20 protein-coding genes and 3 pseudogenes are annotated in these 24,283 nt (G+C 46.8%); 6 read left to right on the top strand and 17 right to left on the bottom strand.

Translation table 11 applies throughout. The annotated features are described in order from the left end of the window. Nucleotides 1–50: 50 nt before the first annotated feature. Nucleotides 51–1,121 (top strand): hypothetical protein, encoded by a 1,071-nt coding sequence (locus BW956_RS20625; RefSeq protein WP_076466046.1) that lies wholly within the window; start codon nt 51–53, stop codon nt 1,119–1,121. 266 nt (nt 1,122–1,387) lie between these two features. On the opposite strand, the gene BW956_RS20620 is transcribed toward BW956_RS20625, so the two are convergent. The 5 genes and pseudogenes from BW956_RS20620 to BW956_RS20605 all read right to left on the bottom strand — a co-directional run bounded on the left by BW956_RS20620 (nt 1,388) and on the right by BW956_RS20605 (nt 5,769). Then, nucleotides 1,388–2,278 (bottom strand): IS5 family transposase, encoded by an 891-nt coding sequence (locus BW956_RS20620; protein WP_076466043.1) that lies wholly within the window; start codon nt 2,276–2,278, stop codon nt 1,388–1,390. A gap of 35 nt (nt 2,279–2,313) precedes the next feature. Beyond that, nucleotides 2,314–3,264 carry an IS481 family transposase gene (locus tag BW956_RS20615; RefSeq protein WP_076466040.1) on the bottom strand — a complete coding sequence of 317 codons (951 nt, stop codon included), beginning with the start codon at nt 3,262–3,264 and terminating at the stop codon, nt 2,314–2,316. A gap of 239 nt (nt 3,265–3,503) precedes the next feature. Then, nucleotides 3,504–3,935 (bottom strand): annotated as a pseudogene (locus BW956_RS22945) (methyl-accepting chemotaxis protein); the annotation flags it as partial. 114 nt (nt 3,936–4,049) lie between these two features. After that, nucleotides 4,050–4,724, bottom strand: a pseudogene (locus BW956_RS22940) (PAS domain S-box protein); the annotation flags it as partial. Between the two features lie 535 nt (nt 4,725–5,259). Beyond that, entirely contained in the window at nt 5,260–5,769 is a 510-nt protein-coding gene (locus tag BW956_RS20605; RefSeq protein WP_076466035.1) for a helix-turn-helix transcriptional regulator, read from the bottom strand. A gap of 59 nt (nt 5,770–5,828) precedes the next feature. Here BW956_RS20605 and BW956_RS22505 point away from each other — a divergent pair, with 59 nt between their 5' ends. After that, a complete protein-coding gene (locus BW956_RS22505) occupies nt 5,829–6,017 on the top strand; it encodes a hypothetical protein (protein WP_175612056.1) in 189 nt (62 codons plus the stop codon). Continuing rightward, on the top strand, nt 5,986–6,360 hold the full coding sequence (locus BW956_RS22935) for an MFS transporter (RefSeq protein ID WP_076466032.1): 375 nt from the start codon (nt 5,986–5,988) through the stop codon (nt 6,358–6,360). Before BW956_RS22505 ends, BW956_RS22935 begins: the two co-directional genes overlap by 32 nt. A 412-nt stretch (nt 6,361–6,772) precedes the next feature. Here BW956_RS22935 and BW956_RS20595 read toward each other — a convergent pair whose 3' ends face one another. After that, complete coding sequence (locus BW956_RS20595; RefSeq protein ID WP_076466030.1) at nt 6,773–6,985, bottom strand: hypothetical protein; 213 nt, start codon at nt 6,983–6,985, stop codon at nt 6,773–6,775. A 173-nt stretch (nt 6,986–7,158) separates the two neighbouring features. On the opposite strand from BW956_RS20595, the pseudogene BW956_RS20590 reads away from it, so the two are divergent. Together BW956_RS20590 and BW956_RS20585 are read left to right on the top strand one after the other, a co-directional pair. Continuing rightward, nucleotides 7,159–8,105: pseudogene (locus BW956_RS20590) on the top strand (IS30 family transposase). Nucleotides 8,106–8,233: 128 nt separating this feature from the next. Further along, nucleotides 8,234–8,446: a hypothetical protein gene (locus BW956_RS20585; RefSeq protein ID WP_139327252.1), complete on the top strand. Its 213-nt coding sequence runs from the start codon at nt 8,234–8,236 to the stop codon at nt 8,444–8,446. Between the two features lie 526 nt (nt 8,447–8,972). Here the strand turns inward: BW956_RS20585 and BW956_RS20580 are convergent. The 7 genes from BW956_RS20580 to BW956_RS20550 form a co-directional block, all read right to left on the bottom strand. Then, a complete protein-coding gene (locus BW956_RS20580; protein WP_076466024.1) occupies nt 8,973–9,815 on the bottom strand; it encodes a LysR family transcriptional regulator in 843 nt (280 codons plus the stop codon). A gap of 565 nt (nt 9,816–10,380) precedes the next feature. Continuing rightward, nucleotides 10,381–13,167, bottom strand: a complete 2,787-nt coding sequence (locus tag BW956_RS20575; protein ID WP_076466021.1) for an LPD1 domain-containing protein — start codon at nt 13,165–13,167, stop codon at nt 10,381–10,383. A 77-nt stretch (nt 13,168–13,244) separates the two neighbouring features. Continuing rightward, entirely contained in the window at nt 13,245–14,780 is a 1,536-nt protein-coding gene (locus tag BW956_RS20570) for a hypothetical protein (RefSeq protein WP_076466018.1), read from the bottom strand. 179 nt (nt 14,781–14,959) lie between these two features. Next, nucleotides 14,960–16,048, bottom strand: coding sequence for a hypothetical protein (locus tag BW956_RS20565; protein ID WP_175612055.1), 1,089 nt, complete (start codon nt 16,046–16,048; stop codon nt 14,960–14,962). Between the two features lie 19 nt (nt 16,049–16,067). After that, nucleotides 16,068–17,183, bottom strand: coding sequence for a hypothetical protein (locus BW956_RS20560; protein ID WP_139327251.1), 1,116 nt, complete (start codon nt 17,181–17,183; stop codon nt 16,068–16,070). Further along, nucleotides 17,180–17,860, bottom strand: a complete 681-nt coding sequence (locus BW956_RS20555; RefSeq protein WP_076466012.1) for a hypothetical protein — start codon at nt 17,858–17,860, stop codon at nt 17,180–17,182. The genes BW956_RS20560 and BW956_RS20555 overlap by 4 nt, the downstream gene beginning before the upstream one ends. Further along, nucleotides 17,850–18,311, bottom strand: a complete 462-nt coding sequence (locus BW956_RS20550; RefSeq protein WP_076466009.1) for a hypothetical protein — start codon at nt 18,309–18,311, stop codon at nt 17,850–17,852. Before BW956_RS20550 ends, BW956_RS20555 begins: the two co-directional genes overlap by 11 nt. A 110-nt stretch (nt 18,312–18,421) precedes the next feature. Between BW956_RS20550 and BW956_RS20545 the strand changes: the two genes are divergently transcribed. Beyond that, nucleotides 18,422–20,659: a DotA/TraY family protein gene (locus tag BW956_RS20545; protein ID WP_175612054.1), complete on the top strand. Its 2,238-nt coding sequence runs from the start codon at nt 18,422–18,424 to the stop codon at nt 20,657–20,659. Nucleotides 20,660–20,718: 59 nt separating this feature from the next. Here BW956_RS20545 and BW956_RS20540 read toward each other — a convergent pair whose 3' ends face one another. The 4 genes from BW956_RS20540 to parM all read right to left on the bottom strand — a co-directional run bounded on the left by BW956_RS20540 (nt 20,719) and on the right by parM (nt 24,273). Further along, nucleotides 20,719–21,408, bottom strand: a complete 690-nt coding sequence (locus BW956_RS20540; RefSeq protein WP_076466004.1) for a hypothetical protein — start codon at nt 21,406–21,408, stop codon at nt 20,719–20,721. 284 nt (nt 21,409–21,692) lie between these two features. After that, entirely contained in the window at nt 21,693–22,403 is a 711-nt protein-coding gene (locus tag BW956_RS20535; protein WP_139327250.1) for a hypothetical protein, read from the bottom strand. Nucleotides 22,404–22,408: 5 nt separating this feature from the next. Then, nucleotides 22,409–22,984: a hypothetical protein gene (locus BW956_RS20530; protein WP_139327249.1), complete on the bottom strand. Its 576-nt coding sequence runs from the start codon at nt 22,982–22,984 to the stop codon at nt 22,409–22,411. A 122-nt stretch (nt 22,985–23,106) separates the two neighbouring features. Next, on the bottom strand, nt 23,107–24,273 hold the full coding sequence (parM, locus tag BW956_RS20525; protein ID WP_175612053.1) for a ParM/StbA family protein: 1,167 nt from the start codon (nt 24,271–24,273) through the stop codon (nt 23,107–23,109). Between the last annotated feature and the right edge of the window lie 10 nt (nt 24,274–24,283).

The following is a 24,283-nucleotide window of genomic DNA, read 5'->3' as shown; positions in this document are numbered from 1 at the left end:
TATTTGATTAATAACGATACTAAGTATCGACACTGAACAGAGCCGCAGGTATGACGACCTATGTTAGCCGAATAACAGGCCGAGATATTGATGAGCTGCATAAGCGTTATGCAGCCTTCGACCTGCAGCACATGATCGGCTTGTACCTGAGCAAAATTCAGGAATACTGCAAAGAAGGCGAATCAGAGACTAACGTTGATGATGTCACACGTTGCTTTGTGATTCGTACTCTCCAGCAGCACCCAGAGTTAGTCCCTGGCTACAAATACTCTTATTACAAGGATCTCGTTGCTGTTCTCGATAGTCTTGATGAAGGCTTCATATTGCCAAAAAATGAGTCACTCGCTGGTGTCTGGTTCGGGAGAAGCTTTTCAACCGCCTATAGCATTAAGAGAGGCCGTGAGGAGTCACAGCAGATTCGTATCTGGCTAACGATGCTTCTCAGTCACATGGACGAGATCAAATCTCAAGGAGCTGCTCACCCACTGGTCAAGGTCATGGAGCAAGAAGCCCTAGCCCGCTCCACTACCTTGCAAGAAGTGATTGATCACAAAGGCTGGCCAAGTGAGTCCGAAACCGCTGTTAGCAACTCACTATTCCCACGTATAACCGGTGAGCATTTAGTTCAATTGAATGAGCAGATGAGCACAATTGACTTTCAGGCAATCACCGGGCTTTACCCCGCTCGCTGCTACCAATTGAAGCATCCTCGAAATATCAACAATGTTTTGAAAGATACAACCCAGTGCTTGATAGTACGCACACTGCTGCAGTATCCCGACATGGCCCCATTGCCAGAGTTCCGCCATGTTCCTGAGTTGTATGAGGCTCTACAGAAGCTGCCGGCGAATGATGTTTTTCCGGATATATTCCCCACCATGAAGTCCAAAATGGGCATTGTGATCGGACGTAGTGCATCGATCACTTCCCCCTTGGTTAGTGGCAAAAGAGAGGAAATGCGGATTCTGACAATCTGGGCAACTATCCTGATGGAGAATCTGGATTCGATTATTGAAACAGGCCCCTCCCACCCTCTGGTGCAGGTGATTTTGGACGAAGCGAAGAGCCGAAATCTTACATTGGACCAACTGCTGGAAAAACGTGGCTGGCCTTCTTCTTAGACCAATAAATTTTTCAGTATTTTGACTCCTGTTTTGCAACACATACAGATCAAAAGAGTAAAGTGAACTGAGGTTTTAACAATAGGGGCATAAGCATTTATGTATTAAGTTCACGGAAGCGTGCGAACGGCTTTTCATTCTAGGGAACCTGTGATTAAGTCTCCACTTCTGCTACAACCAGCACCCGTAGCAACTGGGGCCCCATTTAGGCGCCACTATCCTGCGTTTTCCATCGGCGAGGCGCCTTTTCAGGCACTTCAGACGGATTAACCCTGTGCTCGCAACATCTGATCCACGCGCACGAGGTTTGACAGCGCGAACAGCATCGCCAGTTTGCCGTCATTTTTCTTCAGACCACGGTAACGGGCTTTCACAAAGCCGAACTGGCACTTGATGATCCGGAACGGATGCTCAACCTTGGCACGCAGGCTGACCTTCAGATACTCGGTGCGAATTCTGACCTTATTGATGCGAGGATGCTTTTTCAGGGTCTCCAGCTGCCCGGGTTGTTCGACGATGTGCCAGTCCGCACTGACATCTTTCAGCTCTTCCCGCTTTTCGGCGCCTCGGTAACCCGCATCGGCTAAGATGAACGCTTCATCACCATGAAGCAGGTGCTCTGCCTGGTTTAGGTCATGCTCATTGGCTGCCGTAGTGGTGAAGCTGTGCGTGATACCGGTGCGGGCATCCACGCCGATATGGGCTTTTAGCCCGAAGTGCCATTGGTTTCCCTTCTTCGTCTGGTGCATCTCAGGATCGCGCTCGCTACTGCGGTTCTTATTGACCTCGTCGAAGATCTGGCGTGCCAGGCCATGTTGTTCCAGCAGATGGCGGAACTTCAGAATCGTTGAATGATTTTGGATGGCCTTATCCAATGACAGACCGGCAAACAGGCGCATGGAGGCAATCTCGTACAGCGCATCCTCCATGGCCGGATCACTGAGGTTGTACCACTGTTGCATGCAGTGAATCCGCAGCATGGTAGACAACGGGTAAGGACGGAGGCCGTTACCGGGCTTGGGATAATGAGGTTCGATGACGTTTTCGAGACGCGGCCAAGGGATCAGCTTGTCCATCCGGCCAAGGAACTTCTCCTTACGGGTCTGGCGGCGCTTGTTGCTGAACTCGCTGTCCGCGAATGTAAGTTGCTGATCCATCTCGATGTCCCCAATCGTATGCAGCGGACATTATCTCATGCAGCAGACTTGATCACAGCTTCCTTCGGTATTCGAGACATTGGCGGTAGATTTCCGATACTGCCATGAGGGCGCTGTTTATTGTAGTGATTGATCCAATCTGTCAGCGCCCGAGTCCTTGATATGTCATTTACGTAGGGCACCGCATATGCCCACTCCCGGATCATTGTTTGTATAAAACGCTCCGCCTTGCCGTTCGTTCTGGGCGTGTATGGGCGTGTGTACACATGCTTGATCCCTTCCCGTTGTAAAACTGCATTGAACCGACGTGAGCGATAGGCTGGACCGTTATCGGTCATCAGGCGTTTTACCTCCACACCTATTCCGCGGTAGGCCGCCAGAGCGTTTTCCAAAAAGCGCGTTGTGGTGCCTTGCTGCTCATCTGGTAGCACCCGGGCAAACGCCCAGCGGCTGTGATCATCAATGCAGATATGGACGCATTCATAACCCGCACCTCGCGTGTTCTGGCGACGGTTGTTTGTTACACGGTGGCCGGGCCTATCGAAGCGAGGCAGCTTCTTGATATCCATATGCAGCATGTCACCCGGCGCGGGGTGCTCGTAGCGCTGCACAGGTTGCACCGGCTCCAGGTGTGAGGCGCGATTAAGCTTTAGTCGACGCAGTACAGCTGTCACGGTGGAATAAGCCAGACCCAGTGCCTGTGCGATCTGCTTGGCGGTCCACTTGAGCGTCAATCGCATCTTCTGAATCAGCTCAATCCACTGTTTTGGCATCTGCCTCGGTGAGGCATGGGGACGGCTGGATGCTGACTCAAGACCAGCCTCACCAGCCTCTCGATAACGAGCAAGCCACTTGTAGACGGTGTGCGTGCTTATACCAAAAGTGCTGGCATTGTCTCGCACCGGCTGCTGTTTACGGAGGGCTCGATCAACGATCAGGGCTCGAATATGAGGCGTAGTTCGGGCATTCTTGTGAGGGTTGTTCATGTCGGTTGTTCTGTGCTGTTTGTTTGGCGATAACCAGCATCTCGAACTTAACTGGCGTGAACAACCTCCTCAGCATCTACACCTAGCTAAGAGAACTGGCAGTCGAGTAGTCCGCCTGCTGCTTCAGGGCTGTTAAAACTTGGGCGCAGTGTGAAATTGTATTTTAGGAGTACCTTCAAGCTGCATAGAAGAGTGTCGCAATTGAGTGTTGAAATTGAAAATCAACCAACCAAATAAAATCAAAGCCTTGCTTTAAATTGGCGTACAGCATCAACTACTTGTCGTGCACCTGTCTGTATTTTTTCCATTACATTTCCCGCACCACGGGAGTACTCAAGTGCGACTCGAGCTTCAGCTTGGCTCTCTTCTATGTGCCTCACAGCTTGCTGCGTCAATTCATGGTTTTTACCTACCATCTCGATAATCTGCTCAGTTGCACCGCTGGTTCGGGACGCCAGTTGCCTTACTTCATCCGCAACAACAGCAAAACCACGGCCATGCTCTCCTGCCCTAGCTGCCTCGATGGCGGCATTGAGAGCAAGCAAATTAGTCTGGTCCGCGATCCCGCGAATACTATCTACCAACTCAGATACTCGGGATGATTGCTCGCTCAGATTCAGGATGCCTGTATTAGCAGCGTCCATTTTTTTCGTGAGCCCCTCCATTGACTCGAGTATGGAACTGATAACTTCCATACCACTTGAGGCGTCGGAATCTGTTTGTGTTGAGATTTCGTAAGCTATATCCGAAGTTTCGGTAATAGCCATCTCCCGTTCGACTTGTTCTGAAATCACCGACGCCAGCTTAGCAATTTTGTACAACCTACCATCTTCATCGTGAATAGGATTGTAGGTAGCTTCAAGCCAGACCGATCGGCCCGACCGATCAAAACGCTGGAAACGCCCAGCGAAAAACTCACCAGCCCCCAATTTGCGCCAGAAAGCCTTATACTCATCAGATACAGCCTCTTCCTCAGAACAAAAGATCTGGTGGTGCTGACCCAAGATCTGTTTTTTGTCGTATCCCATTGTCCTAAGAAAATTTTCATTGGCATCTAGGACAGTCCCGTCAAGTGAAAACTCAATGATGGCCGAAGATCTGTGTAATGCAGCAAGCATATCCTCTTTCTCACGAGATCGAGTAATCGTACGGGTTACCTCGGTGCCATAACATAGCAATCGAACTTGCCCTACTTGAGCATCGACCACTGGTTGAATAATCAAGCGTAACCAGGCCTCGTCATTGTTTCGAGTCTGCATATTCAGCGCACCATGCCAGTGAGTTCCTGACCTAATCGACTGAAGCATGCGTTGTGTATGCTCTTTACCGAGAGAGCTCGGCATTAGGATGGTTTTGATATCCATTCGCGACAATTCGTTGTCGCTGTAACCGGAAGATTCTAGGAACCGCTGATTAGCTTCGATGAATTTTCCGTTGAGATCGATACGGAAATAGATCATTTCCGCCTTAAGATCAGCCTGTATATTCTGAAAGGCTTCCAGTTCGACCGACTGAATTTTGATCTGGTTTCTCAATTTTTTTCTAGTGAATAACATTATGAATGCCACCTATAATCTGTAGTGCTATAAGTCGTCCAAAGGTGTTTGTTCAGGACTTGAAAAGGGTAAATTCTTAAGCTCGTAATGCTACAATATCTTGTAGCGGGCTTCGCTTAGCAAGATGATAGATCGACAGCAGTTTAGGTCGAGAATACAAAAGACCTGTTCACAGTTTCGGCATACGAGACACCGGTGGTAGATTTCCCATATTGCAATGAAGGCGCTGTTTATTGTAGCGATTAATCTAATCTGTCAGCGTTCCGTGCACACTCTGACGGTCATTCAGCCACTGTTATCCATCATCGCCCATACGAGCCAATGCCTCAACTGCGTGGCGGTCTTCCACTGCTATTTCTGGAAACAAAATTCCGCCAAATGCCCGTGCAGTAAGCGGGATGGGCAACGTAGAAAGAACAGGGGTAAAACGGATCTGAGGTCATGGGCGTTTTGCAATGGATTCTGGTGGTCTGCCGTAATAGCGCTCGAATGCTGCGCTGAAGCTTGACAGGTGTTCGTAGCCGACCTTGTAAACCACGGTTGAGACATATAGACCTGTCTCCAGCAGTTCCCAGGCTTTCTTCATGCGGATGTCCATGAGCATGCGGTGCGGGCTGGTGTCGAACATGGCCCGGAAGCCTTGCTTGGGTTTGAATTCGTTGATGCCAGCTGTGGCGCACAGGTAGGCAACCGTCAATTGCCGGTCGTGTTGATGCATCAGGATGTCGCGCACGCGCAGTATCCGGTCCTGCTCGTCGCCACGCAGCTGGCTTTTGACCTGTGTTGCGGGAAGGAGTGTGCGGGTCTGTTCGGCCAACATGCTGAGAGCGGCTATCTGAATATCCAGCAACCCTGCATCTCGACCATGCAGGTGCACCAGTGACTGCGCCAGGCGTTGGGTTCCAACTACACCCAAATGATGATCGGTGCGGGTTTGAACGATATCCAATCCCTCGGCCGTGTCGATTTCCCTATGGTGCCGGTCTGGCTTCACATGGGAAGACGCCCATGAACCAGGTAACGATACCCGCACCGCGCTCATGGTGGCCGCAGCAATTGCTGATCGGCTGGCTCAACCTGGTGTTGACCGCACCAATCATCTATCTGTTTGTGGGCCTGCCACTGGTGATAAATCGGCCTGCTGCAACTGGCGGGCCTGCCCGCGATGCTCAAGTTCCTCCTCGCTACGCTTGTTGATCGCTGGCGGTTAGGCGCTGCCAACTACAAAAACTGGGGAATATTACTAGGTATTCTGTACGCAGCAGCGCTTGCGCTGTTGGCTGTCTATAATCTTGCCGATACGCTCTATGCGCTGCTGTTTGCGCTGGCCATGCTTACAAGCCTGCTGGGCACGTGGGTGGATGTGCCTGTCAATGCGTTAGCGATCAGGCTGCTTCCCGAATCCGAGCGTATCCGGGCCGGAGTTATTCGCTCGGTTGCAGCATCGTTGGCTGCCAATATCTTTCACGGGCAGCTGCGTAAATCGCAATCCTACGGTATCACACCTTCGCTTTTGCCAACCTTGTTAGCGCTGTGCTGACAAAAAAAGGCCGAGATTGAATCCGCCTGTTCGAAGTGTCGCTGTTGCAGCAGATCAAGGGGCTGCACGACAACTTTCACGACGTGGCTTCGTGCAGCCGACGAGGTAGGCGAAGGTATTGTGGTGGGCGCGGTGTGGAGTGATCCGTTGATGGTGTCGGCACCAACGCGCCATCCACTGCGCGGCACAAGCGTTTAATTCTGGAAAAAGTGCTAGGCTATCCGCTGGTGATGTGCGCCCCAACTGTGTGAAGTACCCGCTCGCCTGATCGAGCGGGTACTGCGTTGCCCGGATGCGGTACCGCCGAGTCGCGTGATTTTCGCAAAAGACTTGATATCGGCCCTTTTTATTTGTAGCACCCTACACTCACAGCTTTAGATCGGTAAGGTGGACGACTTAGAAGCAAACAAGGCTATTTGCGGTTTATCTCTCTCATGATCCCAGATAAATCCAGTCCAAGACTGTCAGCCAATCGTCCAATATCACTCGGAGGCGCAGGAGGGGCGAAGCGGTTCGCTCTCTCAGCTTTCTTGGCAGTAGCCATGATTTCTAACTGAGCAACTATCGTGTCCAATTGCTCAGGCTGTAACGACATCAAAAAATCAACAGAACGCTCATCGTGCATCTTTCATCACTTCTCCCAGGTTATGAGTCTGCTTCATCGCTATCTTTAGAATCACCCTTTTGCTGCGACTGCGGGAATTCAGATAAGTGCGACACTCATGGTTGAACGGAGAGGGGTGGCCAACTGCTGATTAGTGGTACGCTTTCACTCGCCAAAGTAAAAGATGTATCGCCATGAGTTATCAGCAGTTGACCGAGGGGAAACGATACCAGATATCGGCCCTTCTTGTGCAGGGCTATTCCCCTTCAGCGATCGCCAGAGCGGTCAAGATCCACCGTTCCACTGTCTATCGGGAGTTGAAGCGTAACAGCGACCAGAGCGTGTACGAACCCGAGAGTGCGCATCAGAAGGCCTTGAGTCGCCGTACCAGCTCTCACAAGCGTCGCGTGTCAGAACTGGTCGTACAGTATGTTGAAATGACGCTGTCTTGGCTATGGAGTCCTGAGCAAATAAGCGGTATCGGTAAACTCATTGGTCTACCCGTCAGCCATGAATGGATTTACCGCCATATTGCTGCCGATAAGGTTAGTGGCGGCAAGCTTTACAGGTGTCTGCGCCAGGGACATAAACGCTATCGCAAAGGCAGAAACAGCAAACGGTCGGCTATCCCGGAGCCGCTTTCGATCGATGAGCGTCCTGCTATTGTGGACGCACGGACACGCTTCGGTGACTGGGAAATTGATACTGTGCTGGGTAAACACGGAACCGGTGCTCTGGTGACGTTGGCTGAGCGCAAAAGTCGCTTGTATCTGGTACGTAGAGTCGGCTCCAAACGAGCGACAGACGTTCGTGACGCAGTTATTGCAATGCTCAAGCCCTATGCTGAACATGTGCATACGATCACGGCAGACAACGGAAGCGAATTTGTAGAGCACCAAGCAATCGCTAAGGCATTGAAGACAAAGTTTTATTTTGCCCACCCGTACTCATCAGGGAGCGCGGACTGAGCGAGAACTTTAATGGTCTGTTGCAGCAGTTCATTCCGAAAGGTACGGATCTGCAATTAATTTCCGACGAAGATGTTCGTCGCGTAGAGAAAAATTTAAACCTGAGGCCCCGCAAGTGCCTTGGGTTCAGACAGCCTGAAGTTGTTTTTCGGGAATACCTTCAGGCTGCATAGGCGGGTGTCGCACTTCGGAGTTGAATCAGCGAATATCAAATATATTGATTTAAAATTCAAATAATATTCATTATATTGTTTCTATAATTATATGTATAGTTACCTAATCTATTCATTTGGAGATGGTAATGAATTTAGAATCAGCAGGAAAATGTACTATGCTCATTTCATTAATAATAATGACTATCAGCGTAGTGGTCGCTTTCAAATTTGAATCTAGTTCAATTCCGATTGCCTATATTGTTATAAGTCATGCTTTTATTATGCTAAGCGCTATTAGCCTTAAAATTGGATATATTATTTATCTGGAGGGCGAAAAATTAAATAATAGATATGGATAGCATTTACTGCCAATGATGATTTATATAAAAATAGCTATTTATCATTTACTCGTGTAAATTTGATTAAAAATCATTATAAATTTTAGTACTCAAATAAAACACTCCATTCCAATTTTCAAATTTGTTCTTAGCACAAAAAATAAAGGTAATACTATGAATAAAAGTTCAATTGACGGTATTTCTTGTACGATATGCAATTGTGGTAATGAATCTAGAGGTAATAATACTTCACAGAAAGGAATTCTATATGCCAGTTGGGGTAATAGATCTAAACACGAATGTGAAACGTACATGTTATATTTATGTGAGAGTTGCTTTTTCTTGACTATCAATTATTGTAAAGAACTTCATAGGTCCATTATTATTAACGCCGGTGAAGATTTTGAGGAGAGTTTTGAATTTGGAAGGGCTTGATATATTTTATTGGAATAGGAATGAAATATCGAAATTAAAAATATTCAGACAACTATATAGAGCCTTTTCGGATGATAGGAATTTATTCATTTCATCCTGAGAGGGCTCTACCTTAAATCAGCCATGGAGCATCCATCCTTGCAACGCGCCTTAGGCCATCTAATACAGCAGGATGTAAATCAGCCAAATTTTGTTGGTATGCTAAATAAATAGGATAAGTAAATTCGGACTGATTAGGTATACGTCGTAACCTTCCGTTGTTGAGATAGGGTTGCACAACACGTGTACGAAACCAACCATTCCCTCCGAAATTCAACATGAAATTTAATGCTGCAGGTCCGAGATCAAAGCTATATGGGATAGATTCACGGACTGAAGCTACTAAACGATTAGTTTCATCAAAAGATGTTCCCCAGTCAATATGTAAGTTAGGAAGAGGCTTATTGCAGTTTTCTACATGGATAAGCTTTTCCTCCATAACTTGCTCTATATGTAAGCCGGAATAGTAATTAGGAAGATGTATAAGTGCACCGTCTAGTTTTTGATCTTTGAGTGATTGATCAATAGATTCAGCATCAGAAATTTTTGCATTTATGGCTAATTCTGGCTGATTTTCAGATAACCAGTGTATCCATTTAATCAATAGAGGATTCCACAAGTTATTTTCGCTTCCTAAGGTAATGGATGACATTTTACCTGAAGACAACGTGACACTTTTCTTGGCAACTTTCCAGGCTTGCAATACATTATTTGCCTGAGGTAAGAAAGCTTCGCCCTCATTTGTCAATTTTGCACCAGCACGATTTCTCACAAAAAGCCGTGTACCTAACATAGATTCTAGTGATTTAATCCGTGCTGTTACAGTAGTTTGTGTTACGTGCAATCGTTCAGCGGCTCGCACAAAACTACCGGAGCTAGCAATTTCAATAAAGGTTTCTAAGTTAAGAATATCCATATGTGAAATGATAAAAATTTAAAAGAGATTTAATTGTAGTAAATAAAAATAAGAATTCTATTTATATTTTCATTATAATGAACTGGATTTTAATTGATCGGCAATATCGTAAGTGTACTATTGTACACCTTTCATCATAGTTAAACCAAAAGCCGGATCATATTTAATCATAAAGCTCACCGCTGAAATCAATCTAGTATGCCTCAATATCCAACCTCATAGCTCATCTTGAGACAGGGACAACAGTTAAAAGCACTGGAAGAGAAATTATGAACGAGAGATCACAGTCACTTCTTCCCATGAAATTGAACACGCGCGCTTTAAGCGCTTTGCCGGACAAAGTATACTACAAGGGTAAACCATAGTTCTCTGACAATGAGCTATTCTTAAGTCTGTTGCCAGTCACAAGCTAGTACATGTCGGAACAAAACAAGCACCTTCGGCTCGTCGCTTTCATCAAACTGTATATAATCAAAAAATGCAACACAGCTTGACCACAAGCGCCGAATGCTAAAAGCGACTGCCTTATTCCCACTCATGCCCGTAACGTGCGAAGCAATAAACCCTACATCACATAAGTGATAAACTCATCAAATGCCCTTTTAATCCTGTATCTTTCAGCCCCTTCTGGATACAGCTTCACCCCCATTCGATCACTGTTTTTGGCGCCAAGTACCAGCAGATCATTCACCACCCCATGATCGTTAAGGCAGTCCTCTACATACGCTTCAAACGCCCTGGAGAACAAGCTTGCTCCCCTGCAAAGAGCATCATTTCCCTCTTGTAGTGACAGTAACCTGGAGTTCTTCAAATATGCTGTAAGCCCTGCGTACTCAACATTGCGATCGATCAACTGCCAGTTATCCCTGAGGCACTTGGCACTTCGGATCCACTCCAGTTTCACTGAATCATTCACACCGGTGGCATGTACTTCATTGCAGAGATCTTCAAACTCAACAGGGTCCAATGTATGAATGGGAAACAAACTAGCTTGACCAATAAACCCGAGTAGCTCGCTTTCCAACACATCGCCTCCTGCACTAAGCGTATGAGTCGGTCGATATCTGACCGATTGATACCCAATACATGCTAAGAGTTCAGCCAAAGCAGGATGTTCGACTGCAGGGAAATACAGGGTGCCTACTGATTCAGGAACCAATGAGCGATACAGCAACTCCCCCCAGGCAGCAGCCAAGCCACCCAACCCTGTGACCACATGGTCAGTGCTATTCCACATAGCGAGATTTATATGCTCCCCTTTACCGGCAACGTGTAGTCCCAATTCCCCGGAGAAACCAAACATTGCGGGCTGTATACCCGTGCACTCCAACAACTGAACAAAGGCCGCACTCAGCATGGGCTCTTGTTCATCATCGTCTAACGCCTGGTACTCTGTGATTCCAATTGAGCTCAAGGGCTCCGAAGACCACGGAAAGGTAAACTTGCGCTTGGATGGCCGATGCAGTGCAGCGCTCACGCACTCACGTGGATCTTGGCCCTCTTGATACCCTGGAAGCAGGTAGCGTTTGCCTGCAGGACCAAGATACCAATAGTCTTCAGTGCCGGATCCGGGGTCTACCAATAGATGCACACGACTGATGTTCACTCGCTCCTGCAGGTATCGTTCTAGTAATTCTCTTCGCTCGAAACTCGGTGTAACGGCCATGCCGTCACGAAATCCAGACCAGCCTAAACCTTTATTCTGAATCTGGTAGCCTCCCAAAGCTCGAAAGAGGCCATCTGAGAGCAGGTAAGATCCTTCATGCTGGTCATCATAAATAATACGTAAAAAGCGCTGTTGATCACTCAGAGCGCTTCCAGCTAGCTCTTGGAGCCAAACCTTCCCTTCTGAGGTCAGAAGTGTATTAACACTGCCGAATTGGATACCCTGCGTTAGGCCCATTTCCATCAAGCCTTGTCGAACACCCAGTATAAAATCTTTCCAACTCTCCCCGGGGCTACTCTCGATTACAGTGTGAAGGACTGTGATAGCAGACCAGAATCCCGGCCGCGCCCCCTTCGATCGGATGAATGTACCCCCCGCTACTTCTAGCAGTTCTGCTAATAACCGTTTGTGAAAAACGGCCAGTGAGCCCGGCTCAATAAAAAGACGATCGGAAATAGCCTGGTTGAGCGCAATCCTCTTCTCATACGCACTGGCAGCATTTATGAATTCCGCATATCGATCATCAGGGTTAGCAGGTTTCGATGCGTCACCCTCTACATCAGGCGGATCAGTAGCATCATCCGATATGGCGTTAAGCAATGTATTTACAGCGTTAGGCTCATCTGCGTTCTCCATGTAGATCCAATCAGACAGTGAAACTTTCTGCTCATGGGTACCAGTTTCATCGACGCGCCAAATCCTTCGTGACTCAGCGTCAATAAATTGAAAAGCCTTACCATGGGGAGATACAAATAGTCGGTGATTTTGGTAAGTGATAACACGACCGCTTTGATTGGGTGTTACCCTCTTTTGAAGCTCATCAAACTCCACCTGGTTGCGGCGGATCCAGCTGTACTCTTCCAGAGATCGATCAAGCAGCACCCCTTGATCGGGATGACATGGCGTTAAATATCCTTCACGACAGACATAGGTGTATAGATCAGAGATCGATTCAAATGGCAGAAACTTCAATCGCCCCGTTGTCACGAACAGGCTTGCAAGCGTACAGGTCAAACGGTCGATACGAACGAAATCCCGATCTGATCTGGCTAAATCATTTGGAAGAACATCATAGAGATCAGCATCGTCATAGGCGTCACGCTCAATCATTAAATCGAAGACCTGGGCAACATCCACTTCGTGATGCTCATCGCGGTTCAATGCCGCCAGCAGTCGGTTTAGAAAGGCAATAGCATCAAGTGCCGCAGGATTACGATCGATGACCTGACGTGCAGCGGTTTCGAGCACTGGTGGGACATAGGACTTATCAAGCATCCCCTGCAGGGCGCTATAGCGGCACACCTCAATCGAAGACACGTATTCTATATGCCCTGCCGTAATAACCTGCAGCTGCTCATCGGTGAGTTGTTTAATGCGGTCGCTCACAATGCCGGGAACAGTAATCTTCTTACCGGTGTAGCCGGCATTTACAACTGTAGGTTCCTGGTAGTGCGATTGTGTGCCCGGAAAAAGGGATTGCCAGCCAGCCATATCTATCTGACTCACCGACATAAAACGACCTTCGCCTATACGAACGAACATTCCAGTTGGCAAAGTAGCGGCAACCTCGTCAGGTACATGCTCCAACACAAAGCCTGTTAAGGCTCGGTCTTGTGACTTAAGAATCAGAGGGCGGCATTCAATGCCATAGCTGATATTCAGTATGGGCGTTTCGATCATCTGCATGACAGGTACCTACGGGCAGCTAAGCGCAAAAAAAACCCAATCAAGGATTGGGCTTTTAGAACGGTCAAATCAAGAACTTAAGCCGGGGCTGGGCCTGCGTTTTGGGAAGGCCCACCAAACACAGATCGCATCTTTTCGAGAAGCTGCTCGACAGCTTGTCGAATCTTATCCATTTGCTCAGACAGTGCTGCCTGCTCTTCCGGAGACATCTGCTTATTGTTCTTCATTACAGATTCAATGGTTTCCATGGAAGACGCCATTTCGTCACTGTATTGCTGAACATCAGCCCCCACCAAATCAAAGATCTCATCCTGAGACATTCCAAGCTTCTTGCCCATTTTGGCAACGCTATCCAAGTGACCAGCGAGCAGACGGTTGCTGTACTCCATGACTTCCAACTTTGAAGATAGGTAGTCATCGCCTTGAGCCATCAAATAGGAATTAAGGACATGTTTAGCCAGGCTGGCGCCCTGAGAAGGCTCTTTACCTGCTTCGATCGCATCCTGTCCTTTCTGTACCTCGCGAGCGATCTCCGAAAAGGTCATATCAAGCTCGGGCTGAACACGCTCAGTCATGAAGCTCATTTCTTCACGACCTTGACGAATGATGCTACTGATATTGCGAGTAGCCGACCCAAACACTGACTCCCTGAATGACTCGCGTTTACTAAGTCCTTCTTCAGGTGACATTTGTTCAGCTGAGGCGATGTTGTCATCAACACTTTCACCTAGCTGATTAACCGATTCCTGACGTGCCTGGGCACGTTTATCAAGCCAACCATTAAAAGCGGATCGACCTGCATTAATTGAACGAGAAGCTGCGCTATGCCCCGCCCCAGCAATCGCAGTTGCAACATTTGCAACGTTGGCCGCTGTTCCCAGCATTGCCGACATCAAACGAGCACCTTCCTGACGTGCCGGTACATACGCCGTGCCGGGATTATGAGATGAACCTACATTAACCGTCGGCTGATAATCATGGCTACCTGGCTGCTGAGTCGGCTTCCGATCGAGCCCGTTATCAAGCCTCTCTTCCTGGTCATCATCTAACAGCTCGTCAGCTTCAACATCCGATTTAATGGTCGATGCTTTGTTGGCGTCAGGCGAGTTCTGGCCATTTTCAAAATCGGCGTCAGTAGCCAAATCATCAAGTGAGAACACATCATCCTGGTGAATTGAGTCCGCGACAGGGGATTCTGCGAAAATATCGTCGGGCTCAGCCAGATCAGGATGAGCCATTTCAGGCTCATCCATTGCAAGCTCGAAGCTGAAGTCATCGAGTTCAGCTAATAGGTCAACTTCCTCCGAGGATTCATTCTCAAAGGAAGCAGACTGATTTAGGGTCTCAACAAATGCTGCATAGTGATGTGCAACCAGCTGATCATTAGTACCTTGATCAATGCGAGCCTGTAATTGGTCACGTACCTCTGGCTCCATACTGTAGGTATGGCTATCACTCAACTCATCTTCATTGACTAATTTTAGAAACGCATTCCAGTGCGGGTCTTCGGAAGTGCTTGTATTATCGGCATCCAATTCCAAATTGTTTTCAAAATCCAGTTCACTGGTATCTGAATTCATAGAATCCTGCTGTTCCAAATTGTTATCAGTCATTTTCAACCCCCCCCCTTGGAGGTATCTGCCCCCAGTATACCATTCATGTCCTCAGAAAATAATCGAGGCTCATCGTCAAACGCTAAATCTGGAAAGTCCCTTTTAACTTGCTTCACCATTTCTTCAAATTGGTCAATTAGAGATGGTGATTTAATTACAACCGATACCGTACTCATTATTTATTCACCACTTTGAATGAAATTTGTTTTAGCACGTAAGGATTTCTGATTATTATCTGTTTCGAATCCATAGCGAGCGGATTTCATTCGAGTACTCGCCTGGTTTACACGTAACTCAAGGAAATAAATCAAATTCCGCTTTTTTTGTTCTGTTGCTATCGCAAGCTGAACATCCCTCGGGCCAGCATTAGCAATAGAAGACACTAACTGATCTGGATCGTAGATCGGGTGCTCAACACGGTTTTCAAGCCAGGTCATAACACTTTCCTGGTCTTCCGTTGGCTTCATACGCATAGCTTGGTCTATCGCAAACAGCTCAAGCGCCGGCTTAATGCGGCTTGCCCAAACAACACTCTCACCGCTTTTTAGCTGGTCACGGGTCAAGCCTTCTGCCAAACGTTCCGAAGAAGCGAACTCAGTCACATGGTAGTAAGGGCTGTCATGGCCAGAAAACAGCATCTGCTGGGTCAAATACACCAGTTGTGCGGCTTCTTCAGCTGTTTCGATCTCTCCAGACCACAATTTGTCTTCTGCAGCATAAAGCTCATCCTCGTTAACATACCGATCGAACAAGCCCTGCCTTGGAAACTCATATAGTCCAAAAACCTCATTCTCGTAGGTGCCCAAGAATTTCATGTAATCATCAGTCGTGAACTCCACCTGAGTTCCATATGTATCAAGTACGGTAGTTGGAAGGGTTCCTGAATATGTGTTTTCAAGATACCGCTTCTGCTCCATCACATTGGATAGCTGTGTTCGAGTTTCTTCCTGATAATTAAGTTCATCCAGCAACCGCTTTTCAATCTCAGCGCTATTCGCAATCTCAGCCTCTATATTGGATGAAGCTGCACGAATAGACGCTGCCGTGACATTACCGTAATAATACAACTGCGTTTCAGTAGTAAAGAGACCAGAGACCGTTACCTCGCCCATGTAATCAATAGCTGCGTGCATTTTACTGAAAGCAGCTGAAGCAGAAGCTTGAGCAGCAGCCAATGCCGCAGCAGTACATGCAATACAGGCGTAAGCACTTGCACAACCCGCATAAGTGGGCTTTGACGGAGTTAATAATGCAAATGTAATAAACAATGAAACAGGGAGACTCCTTTTAATTATCATTAATTCCTGCTCCTGCCTCAATGATAGGTAGTCTTAATCTCAAAGATTCACGCTTTTCATCACTGATAGTTGCCAGACTAACTGCTTCAATACGACCCTGGTTTATGTTTTCTTTGAGGTTGGAAAATGCAATTGCATTACCTATTTGTAGATCTCTCAAATAAGTTTTCATAACCTTAATCGGCGGTGCACCAGCAATATCTTCTAAAGAATTGGGATTTAATGAAGAATATACCTCTTTAGCGAAAAAACTCTGCAATGATTGCTCCCCTTCCATTAAGGGTGATTTCATCACTATTTGATCAACAAGTGCGTGTTTACTTGCATCAAGTCTTAAATGAAGTGATTGAATTTCAGCATAATGCTTTCGCTGATCGGAGTTAATCCCGGAATAGTCATCCACTTCATTAATAATAGTCACTGGAACAGGTTCGACAACTTGGTTAACCCACTCTATTGCATTTTCTACTTCTCCATCACTATACTGATCCTGGTTAATGAACTTAGTCGAGCTAGAAGCAAACTCAAGGCTTCTTGCATGATATTTCCAAGTTTCTTCCGGCAGAGGGTGGTCATTTCGAAATTCATCGTAATACGTTTCCAAAAATACTCGAAGCTCTGGTTCAGACATTTCACGCATTGTCTGAAGCTCATAAGCATCGAAGTAGTTCTGGCATGAATCAACCGGCAAGGTGGCTTCGCCGTAGGTTTCATCATAATACTGTTTTGATTCAGTAATATACTGTGCCTGCGCACGAGTTTCATGCTGGCGGTTATATTCATCCAACATCCTTTTTTGTAAAACAGAGCTACGCTCTATTTCTCCTGTAATATTTGCAGACATGGCTTTAAGCGAAGCCTGGATAGTGCCAAAAACCTCTTCCATCATCAAAAGCAAGCTCGCAAACCCTGCCTCAATTGCTGCAGCTTGAGATAATGAATTAGCTGTCCCTTCAGCTGCATTACTGACTACTTCAGCACCAAACGAGTTAGCTTGAACACAGGTTGGACACGCATATGCTTTATTCGGAAAATAACCTGATATACTGCATATAAAAGCTAACCCAGCTATTGCTGGTGCCCTTGATTGAAGACCAAGTTTCATGTGCCAGGCCCTCCCGACTCAGGATTTCTCATAGCTTCAAGTTCCGATTGGATGTTCTCCAGTACACTTCCCGCGCTGAACTCCCCATCTTCACCCATGGTTCCAAAATCTACAGACTGGTCCCAAGTGATACCGCCCCCGGAACTATTACCAATGACTTTATCCATGTTGTATTCAAAACCATCTATGCCAGTACCAAGACAGCTTTCAGCATCAAAGCTACCTAAACCACCTCCACCTGAAAGACTGACAGAGACGTTTGCAGTACAGGTCAGAAATTTATCGGTTTCTTCCTTGAGATTGTTTCCAAAGTCACATACTGCATTCCTGATGGCATTGATGAACTGCTTCTTAAGCTGCTCAAAGGCTCCACCAATTATTGAGGAAATGGATGGAACCAACATGAAGCTGTCAAAACTGATGTCAAACAAGCTATCCACGCACGCAGCCTCAGACAGCGAGCTACCAGCTGTAATACCCGTAGCCTCAGCTGCTGATTTAGCCTTCCGATTGCTCAAGGCACCTTTAGCAGCTGAAATGAGCGGCTGGCACCGCGCCATAACATCTGCAGGTAATTCAGCCCGTGCTGGTTGAGGTGCTACGAAACTGGTACCGGATATGACTAACGAAAGAGTCATGGCCACAGCCACGGCTTTAGCAGAACGTTTAACCGTCATGGATGATCGACTCCAGAATCAAAGACAGTGATTGAAAGTTCTCATCGCTGTGAAATGCCAATTGCAGTTCTCGTTGCTGGATGACATAGGCCCGGCCGAGCAGCGTCTTTGCAAACCCCTTCAAAGGCGGGTTCTGATGAAGTGTCTCGATCAGCCATTGAAAGAACGGTTCGTACTTTTGAAAGTCATTCAAATAGGAAAATGCCTGGTCCACGGGTGTTGCTGCAATTACCACCAAAAGTGCCTCAACAAGGTCATTCATTTGATCTGAACTTCTTTCTGGCAGACCGGCGCCGTGGCTATCAAGGAACCTCAGCACTGCACGAATACTGTCGTCCATAGACTCCAACTTGCTGGGGTCCGACTCCACCCAGGACTCATAGCCCCTGATAGAGGCAAAGACTGCCTGCAGGCCCGGATCGCCGGAGAAGTTTTGCTCTATTTCGCGCATGCCTCGGTATTCTCCAAAATTATCAGATAGTATACTAATACAATATATAGATAATGATCAAAGGTTAGACAATGCTTAGGCAGCCACTCAAAGGGCCATGTCTTCTGATCTTGACCCTGCTGATATGCTCAATTGAGCCATCATTTGCAGCTGATTCAGGACAAGACAAACTGGATTCGAGTTATGCGGTACAAATCTACCGTGCGATCTTTGGCGGGGTGACGTATTACAGCGTCCTAGAAGCGCCTCCAGAAGGCATGGACAGTGCACTGGCTGCAATGTCTTTAGTCTTCAACCTGGGAGTACTGGTGGTACTCAGCAACTTGCTGCTGATTATGATCGTGGGAAAGTTGATCTCAAGCGGTAATGACGGCGAGATCATGTCCAAGCGCTACAACGACACTATGGCTGTAACACGAGGATCTATGTCCTTTGTTGGCCTAACACCTGTCGCGAATGGCTTTAGCCTCGCTCAGGTAATGGTCATGTTCTTCGCTATAAATGCCTCCTTCCTTGCTGATCAGGTCAACGAGGCAGGCAACAAGCACATTTACTCAACAGGCTCAGTAAGCACTTTCCGCCCTGATGCGATCGCTATTAATACGCTTGTGGAAAGTATGGTTGCACCCGTTGCGTGCTCTATAGCATCAAACTACTACTATTCTGAACATCCAAAGTTTGATTCCTACTATAAAATCAGCATGGTAGATAAAAATATAACTGCCGAAGATGATGCTGTTGCTTTTCAATACAACTTCCAAAACGCCAAAGGTTTACCTGTTTGTGGCAGCGTTTCAATGGAGATCGGAAGTAATAAGTATTTTGGAGATCTCGGTGATCCCACTGGAACATTCTCTGAAATGACTTCATATCAACTGGAGGTTAGACAGTTAATATTTGATGCTCATCGCTATGCGGTTGTTGAGACCTATAACAAAATGACCTCAATTTTTAGTCCTGGTCATTTCATTACTGGTGCTGAAATTGACTCTTATGGAATTTCTCACTCACTAGACTTGATCAAAAAGTATTACAGGTCGAAGCTGTATGCTGGTTTTGAGTCTGGTTCTCAAAAGCTTGCTGATGCGTGGGATCAACTGCAAAACAATGAAGAAACCAATAACTCTCTTTCGCTTTCTGCACAGCATGGCTGGGTTTATACAGGGCTTACATGGATGGATAAATCCAGAATAGAAAGCTTTATGGCTAAACTTTCCAGAAGCATTCCCCGTGCTAGCGCACCAGATTACAAACTTATGGAAGGCGGTTTTGTTGAAGATCAATGGAACAAATCGCAAACTCTTATAAAGGATTCTTTCACAATTGCAAATAGTACAACTGGACTACAAAAGAATTTTAAGAAAGATCCAGGAGATGTAAATATATCACTTGAGCAGTTAACTAATGATTTAACTGCCAATGATTCTGTAGAACAGGCACTGGCCAATTTTTCAGGATTTCTACTAAAGGACGTTTTAGTATCATCGCAGTTCAATTTTGAAGATTATGATCCTATTACCAACCTACAGCACCTTGGCTTAAGAATGGTGAATACCGGTTGGTTAATGATATTTTCATCAACATTCATGCAAGCCACTGTGGATGGATTTAAAGAAGGAACCGATGCAAACATTGTGGCAAAAGTCGCCGATTGGATCTCCATGGGAACTATTTCGGGAGCTAAGGCATTTGGTCATTCAATTATTTCATCTGTTCTAGGGCACTTGATGACAATGGGAGGGGTGCTTGTAGCTGTAGGCTCTGTTCTTGGGTATTGGTTGCCTTCTTTGCCGTTTTTCATGTGGACACTGGCAGTAATGGGCAATTTTGTTCTTGTCATGATTGCATTCCTAGCAGCTCCTATGCACTGGGCTGCCAACTCTTTGCCAGGTGGCGATGGTTTCTCCAACGATCATGCACGACAAGGCTGGATAACGTTACTCACGATCCTTGCACGCCCTTCTATTATGGTCATGACTTGGCACCTCTCTTTACTTCTTATGCGTGAAATGGGGAATTTTGCATCTGGATACCTGTACTACGTTCCAATGATGCAAGCGGAGTCGTTTGTCGCAATTTGGGGCACTTTCGTTACCTTCATAATATTTATTGTTATTCAGTGGGTTATTTGCAATAGATGTATTTCATTGGTTTATGAAATCCCAGATCAAATCCCTTTGTATTATGGTGCTCAACAAACAATGGCAAATGAGTCAATCGGTGAGAATCGTGGACAAGGTGTAGTAGCAGGCTGGTCCCATCAGACACAACAGCATTTAACAGGTGCATCTAAGCTTGGTGGTACTGATTCACTACAGAAAAAAGACAAGAACAACAATGATTTCTAAAGGTTAGTAACATAGAAAAAGGGAGCTATTAAGCTCCCTTTTTTAATCATAAACTATAATCAATTTTCTGGTGTCCATTTTGGCTTAATTCCAGCCGCCAAGCACGACATATATTCTTGCGTTAAAGCACTGTTCCTCTTATCCAAAAAAACTTCTTTGTACACATCGAGAAATTCTGATTCATTCAGATCAGGAAAGCACTCGTGAAGCAGCTTGATTCGATTATTAGCGTCATTGATTTCATCATCAATATTCTTTACCGCTGTATTCACTGACTCTGATTTCAGGTGATATTTAATACCCGATAGTTCAAATAGTGGGTAATCTATGAACCCTTTAAATAGCTCTGAATCGGCTGATACGCGAAATGCCCCAGTGTATGACATTTTTAAAAAAACACCACAGACCGCATATGAAAAAATCATCCAAAAGGCAATTAATATAATATTTAATCCTGCAAAAGATAGAATCCAGTACAGAAACATCACTATTGATATTCCACACAAATAGATCGAAGCCTTATACAAAAAATACAATCGGTCATATTTTTCAGGATGGATTTCTTTGTTTAGGATTATGTAACCTAAAATTTCATAGGGTGCATGCTCCAATAGAATTTTTCCATGTCCCTCGTTAACAGTGTCATCTGTAGCCCATCCACGGTACTCACCATCTGCATAACTCAAAGTCAGAAATGAAGCCACAAAGAGCGCAACAGCAAGAGTTAAAATCCCTGTTCTAGCTTTCATAATTCATCCTCAATATTCCTTTCACCCAACGAAGCACTCTATGTACTCCTCGGGGCCTAAAATTTACCTCTAGACAGAAACAACTTCCTACACATATATTACCATCAAATAGAGATAAGGGAAACAACATATGCCACTAATTCGCAATTTTCCTTCACAACCACGAAAGCGCCAACAAAGCGCCACGAAGTAGCCACGTATCAGCCACGAAAGTTCCAGCCATCCTTCCCTAGCATCCGCCCATAAAAAAACCACCCGAAGGTGGTTTCTTTCATATCCATGGTTCAATCTTCCAGTGACCTGGCACGCCTGACTTTTACCGCACGGCCATTTATGACCAACACCCCATCACCCTCCTCTGGAAGATCTGCACTATCGGCTTCAATGATGATGTGAGTTTTCTTGGCCTCCTGTGCCCTCTCAGTCATTTCCTCGCGCAGAGGATCTACAACAGACACACGGGGCTTCACCAGGACCAAATGCTGGTTCCAGTCGATGTCGTACACATAGCGCTGCTTCACGCCGATTTCGTACAACACTGCAATCCAGTTCTTTCCGTGGCCATTCCATGCAACCTTGGCTTGGGCATCGATGCTCTTATCCATATAGACGCGCCATCCATCCGGAACAATTGCATTTAGCGAGATCCACAATGGGCTGCTTCCCAAACCAGCGCCACCATGTGCCGGCAGTTGCGTCGGTGGAACACCGAAGTGGTTGATGATCTTTTCTGTTCGATCAGCCACAACCTGGTAACTGTTTACATCGAATCGTACCTTCGCCTCTTCTACAGCCTTTATTTCCTCTTCCTTCTCCTGGATCCGTGCCAGCTGCTCAGCCTCCAGCTTTGCCTCCAGTTCTGCCTTTTCCCGTTCCTGCTCTTTGATGATGGCAGCTTGATCATGTTGGATGATGACTAGCCTTGCCTGTGCCTCTGTCCCAAGCGACAGAGCGATTGTGCCGATCAGGGCAGCGATACCTAAGTTACGTTTCATATATTTCACCCCATCATTCCCATAACACTTGATGACCGGTTCCTTCTTCGACGTTGACTGCCTGAACCCGATGCAGAGGTATCGCCCCCACTGCTGCTTACGGGCTCATTTTGATCCGTCACTTCATGTGTTTCAGAGAATGCTGGCGGCTCCTCTGGTTTTAATTCACTGTTCGATTGCTTTTGTTCCTGGGGTTCTTCTTGATGATGCTTGTAAGCCCCTTCTGAAGCACATTGATCAAGCCCATCTAAGGCGGTCTCCATTGCTCCCTCCTCGGATTCGACCAGATCCCTTGCCTGGTCTGCGGCAGTCTCAGGTGGCAAAAGCGCCGGCTCAGATGCATGTGCTTCCGCATTGCATTGTTCCGCCGCCTTTTGGCCATTTGGTTGCGCAGTTCCCGGGGACTCTGTTTCAAGCTGACTAGCAGAAGCAGTTTTACTTGTTTTGCCCAATGCACCTCTCAACAGAGCAGCAATCAGCTCCTTGTCGCCATTGATCTCGTCGTTAGACACAATACCAATGACGACATCGAGCAAGCCCAACTCTTCCAACACTTGGCCACCCTGTAGCAAGCGCAACATACCCAGGCTCTTATGATGTCTAGGTGTTTTCGCATATTGGCTCCAGACCGCCTTTTCGAGCCGGTTTGGATTCGTAGGGGCTGTGATATACATCTTCGGAAGAGCCATTGTTCAGGGCCCCCTTACGCTGACTTCTGCGCACGCAGTGCGCGACTGTTGTTTACTTGTTCCATGATCTCTTCCAGGTCAGACAGGAGAGAGTATTTCAAAGCACCGCGTGCATTTGCGCCGTCTGGGTTATCAAGAATGATGATGTTCTTGTATCGCTCACGGATGCTGTTCTGCATAAGCGCCATGCCACCACCAAAGCCAATGATCTCGCGCAGGCTCGGGAAATCGCGCATGAACGCCTTAACCGCTTCCAGGATTGGGTCCATTACGGTTGAAATCGCATCGCGTACTTCGGCTTCCACATTCTCCTTCTCCCCCCCGAACCACTGCACAAACCCAGTCCGAAGGGCTTCTTCCAGCATGGCTTCATCAGGATGAAGGTCGAATCGGGCATTCATCAGCTGTCGAAGACGATCTTTGACGTGTGACACCCCATACTTGATTGTTTGACGTGCACCTACCTGATTGCCAGGCAGGATGATGGCCATATCGGTCGTGTTACCACCGATGTCCAACCCCAAACGAACAACATTGGGATCCACCCCTTCGCGGTTATCACCATATTCGTCCACCAGGTAGTCGATCATCCCGCAAACAGCTTCCGGGTATACCTTTACTGAATGCACAATGGCTGAGGGCTTAGATCCGGTACCGATGTAGCAAGGGCTCATCAGGTTTGCGCATTTCTTATCAATCAGTCGCGTATTACGTTCGTCATCACCGGCCATGTACTGCTTGAGCGGCAGACCAGTTGCAATTGCCACTTCTTCTCCAGCCAAACCCAAACGATCAAGGGCTGCATGGACCAGCATCAGGTTAAGAGTTGTTGTTGCGTAGTCATCAGTACGGGTATCTTCTGGATTAGCCAGGTACTGGGAAACAGTGTATTCCTCACCTGTATCTACGCGGCCATACAAATTCAAAGCCCCACCAGCCATACCAGCAGTGTGTCGGCCTCGTGAAGCCAGGGCAGGCATTCGATCTTCAACGATCTTCAACTTGGCTTCGCCATCAGCCATCTCAATGACCATGAGAGCAGAGTTGTATTGAGCGTAGCCGTCATCGATAGCCACTAACGGGACAATCAACTCACCTTCGAAGTGATACTGATTCATCTCCGCCAGGTATTCCTGAACGCTCTTACCTTTAAAGTAGTCGTGGGCATTATGGTCGCTCATTTTGTTGTCC

The organism is Marinobacterium stanieri, assembly GCF_900155945.1.
Classification (GTDB): domain Bacteria; phylum Pseudomonadota; class Gammaproteobacteria; order Pseudomonadales; family Balneatricaceae; genus Marinobacterium; species Marinobacterium stanieri.
Note: the sequence above shows the minus strand (reverse complement) of the source record. Positions and strands in the feature narration are given on the sequence as shown.

Coding starts and splice junctions, on each gene's coding strand:
- BW956_RS20625 (WP_076466046.1), top strand. CDS start 51: ATGACGACCTATGTTAGCCGAATAACAGGCCGAGATATTGATGAGCTG.
- BW956_RS20620 (WP_076466043.1), bottom strand. CDS start 2,278: ATGGATCAGCAACTTACATTCGCGGACAGCGAGTTCAGCAACAAGCGC.
- BW956_RS20615 (WP_076466040.1), bottom strand. CDS start 3,264: ATGAACAACCCTCACAAGAATGCCCGAACTACGCCTCATATTCGAGCC.
- BW956_RS22505 (WP_175612056.1), top strand. CDS start 5,829: ATGAACCAGGTAACGATACCCGCACCGCGCTCATGGTGGCCGCAGCAA.
- BW956_RS22935 (WP_076466032.1), top strand. CDS start 5,986: ATGCTCAAGTTCCTCCTCGCTACGCTTGTTGATCGCTGGCGGTTAGGC.
- BW956_RS20595 (WP_076466030.1), bottom strand. CDS start 6,985: ATGCACGATGAGCGTTCTGTTGATTTTTTGATGTCGTTACAGCCTGAG.
- BW956_RS20585 (WP_139327252.1), top strand. CDS start 8,234: ATGAATTTAGAATCAGCAGGAAAATGTACTATGCTCATTTCATTAATA.
- BW956_RS20580 (WP_076466024.1), bottom strand. CDS start 9,815: ATGGATATTCTTAACTTAGAAACCTTTATTGAAATTGCTAGCTCCGGT.
- BW956_RS20575 (WP_076466021.1), bottom strand. CDS start 13,167: ATGCAGATGATCGAAACGCCCATACTGAATATCAGCTATGGCATTGAA.
- BW956_RS20570 (WP_076466018.1), bottom strand. CDS start 14,780: ATGACTGATAACAATTTGGAACAGCAGGATTCTATGAATTCAGATACC.
- BW956_RS20560 (WP_139327251.1), bottom strand. CDS start 17,183: ATGAAACTTGGTCTTCAATCAAGGGCACCAGCAATAGCTGGGTTAGCT.
- BW956_RS20555 (WP_076466012.1), bottom strand. CDS start 17,860: ATGACGGTTAAACGTTCTGCTAAAGCCGTGGCTGTGGCCATGACTCTT.
- BW956_RS20550 (WP_076466009.1), bottom strand. CDS start 18,311: ATGCGCGAAATAGAGCAAAACTTCTCCGGCGATCCGGGCCTGCAGGCA.
- BW956_RS20540 (WP_076466004.1), bottom strand. CDS start 21,408: ATGAAAGCTAGAACAGGGATTTTAACTCTTGCTGTTGCGCTCTTTGTG.
- BW956_RS20535 (WP_139327250.1), bottom strand. CDS start 22,403: ATGAAACGTAACTTAGGTATCGCTGCCCTGATCGGCACAATCGCTCTG.
- BW956_RS20530 (WP_139327249.1), bottom strand. CDS start 22,984: ATGTTGCGCTTGCTACAGGGTGGCCAAGTGTTGGAAGAGTTGGGCTTG.
- parM (WP_175612053.1), bottom strand. CDS start 24,273: ATGAGCGACCATAATGCCCACGACTACTTTAAAGGTAAGAGCGTTCAG.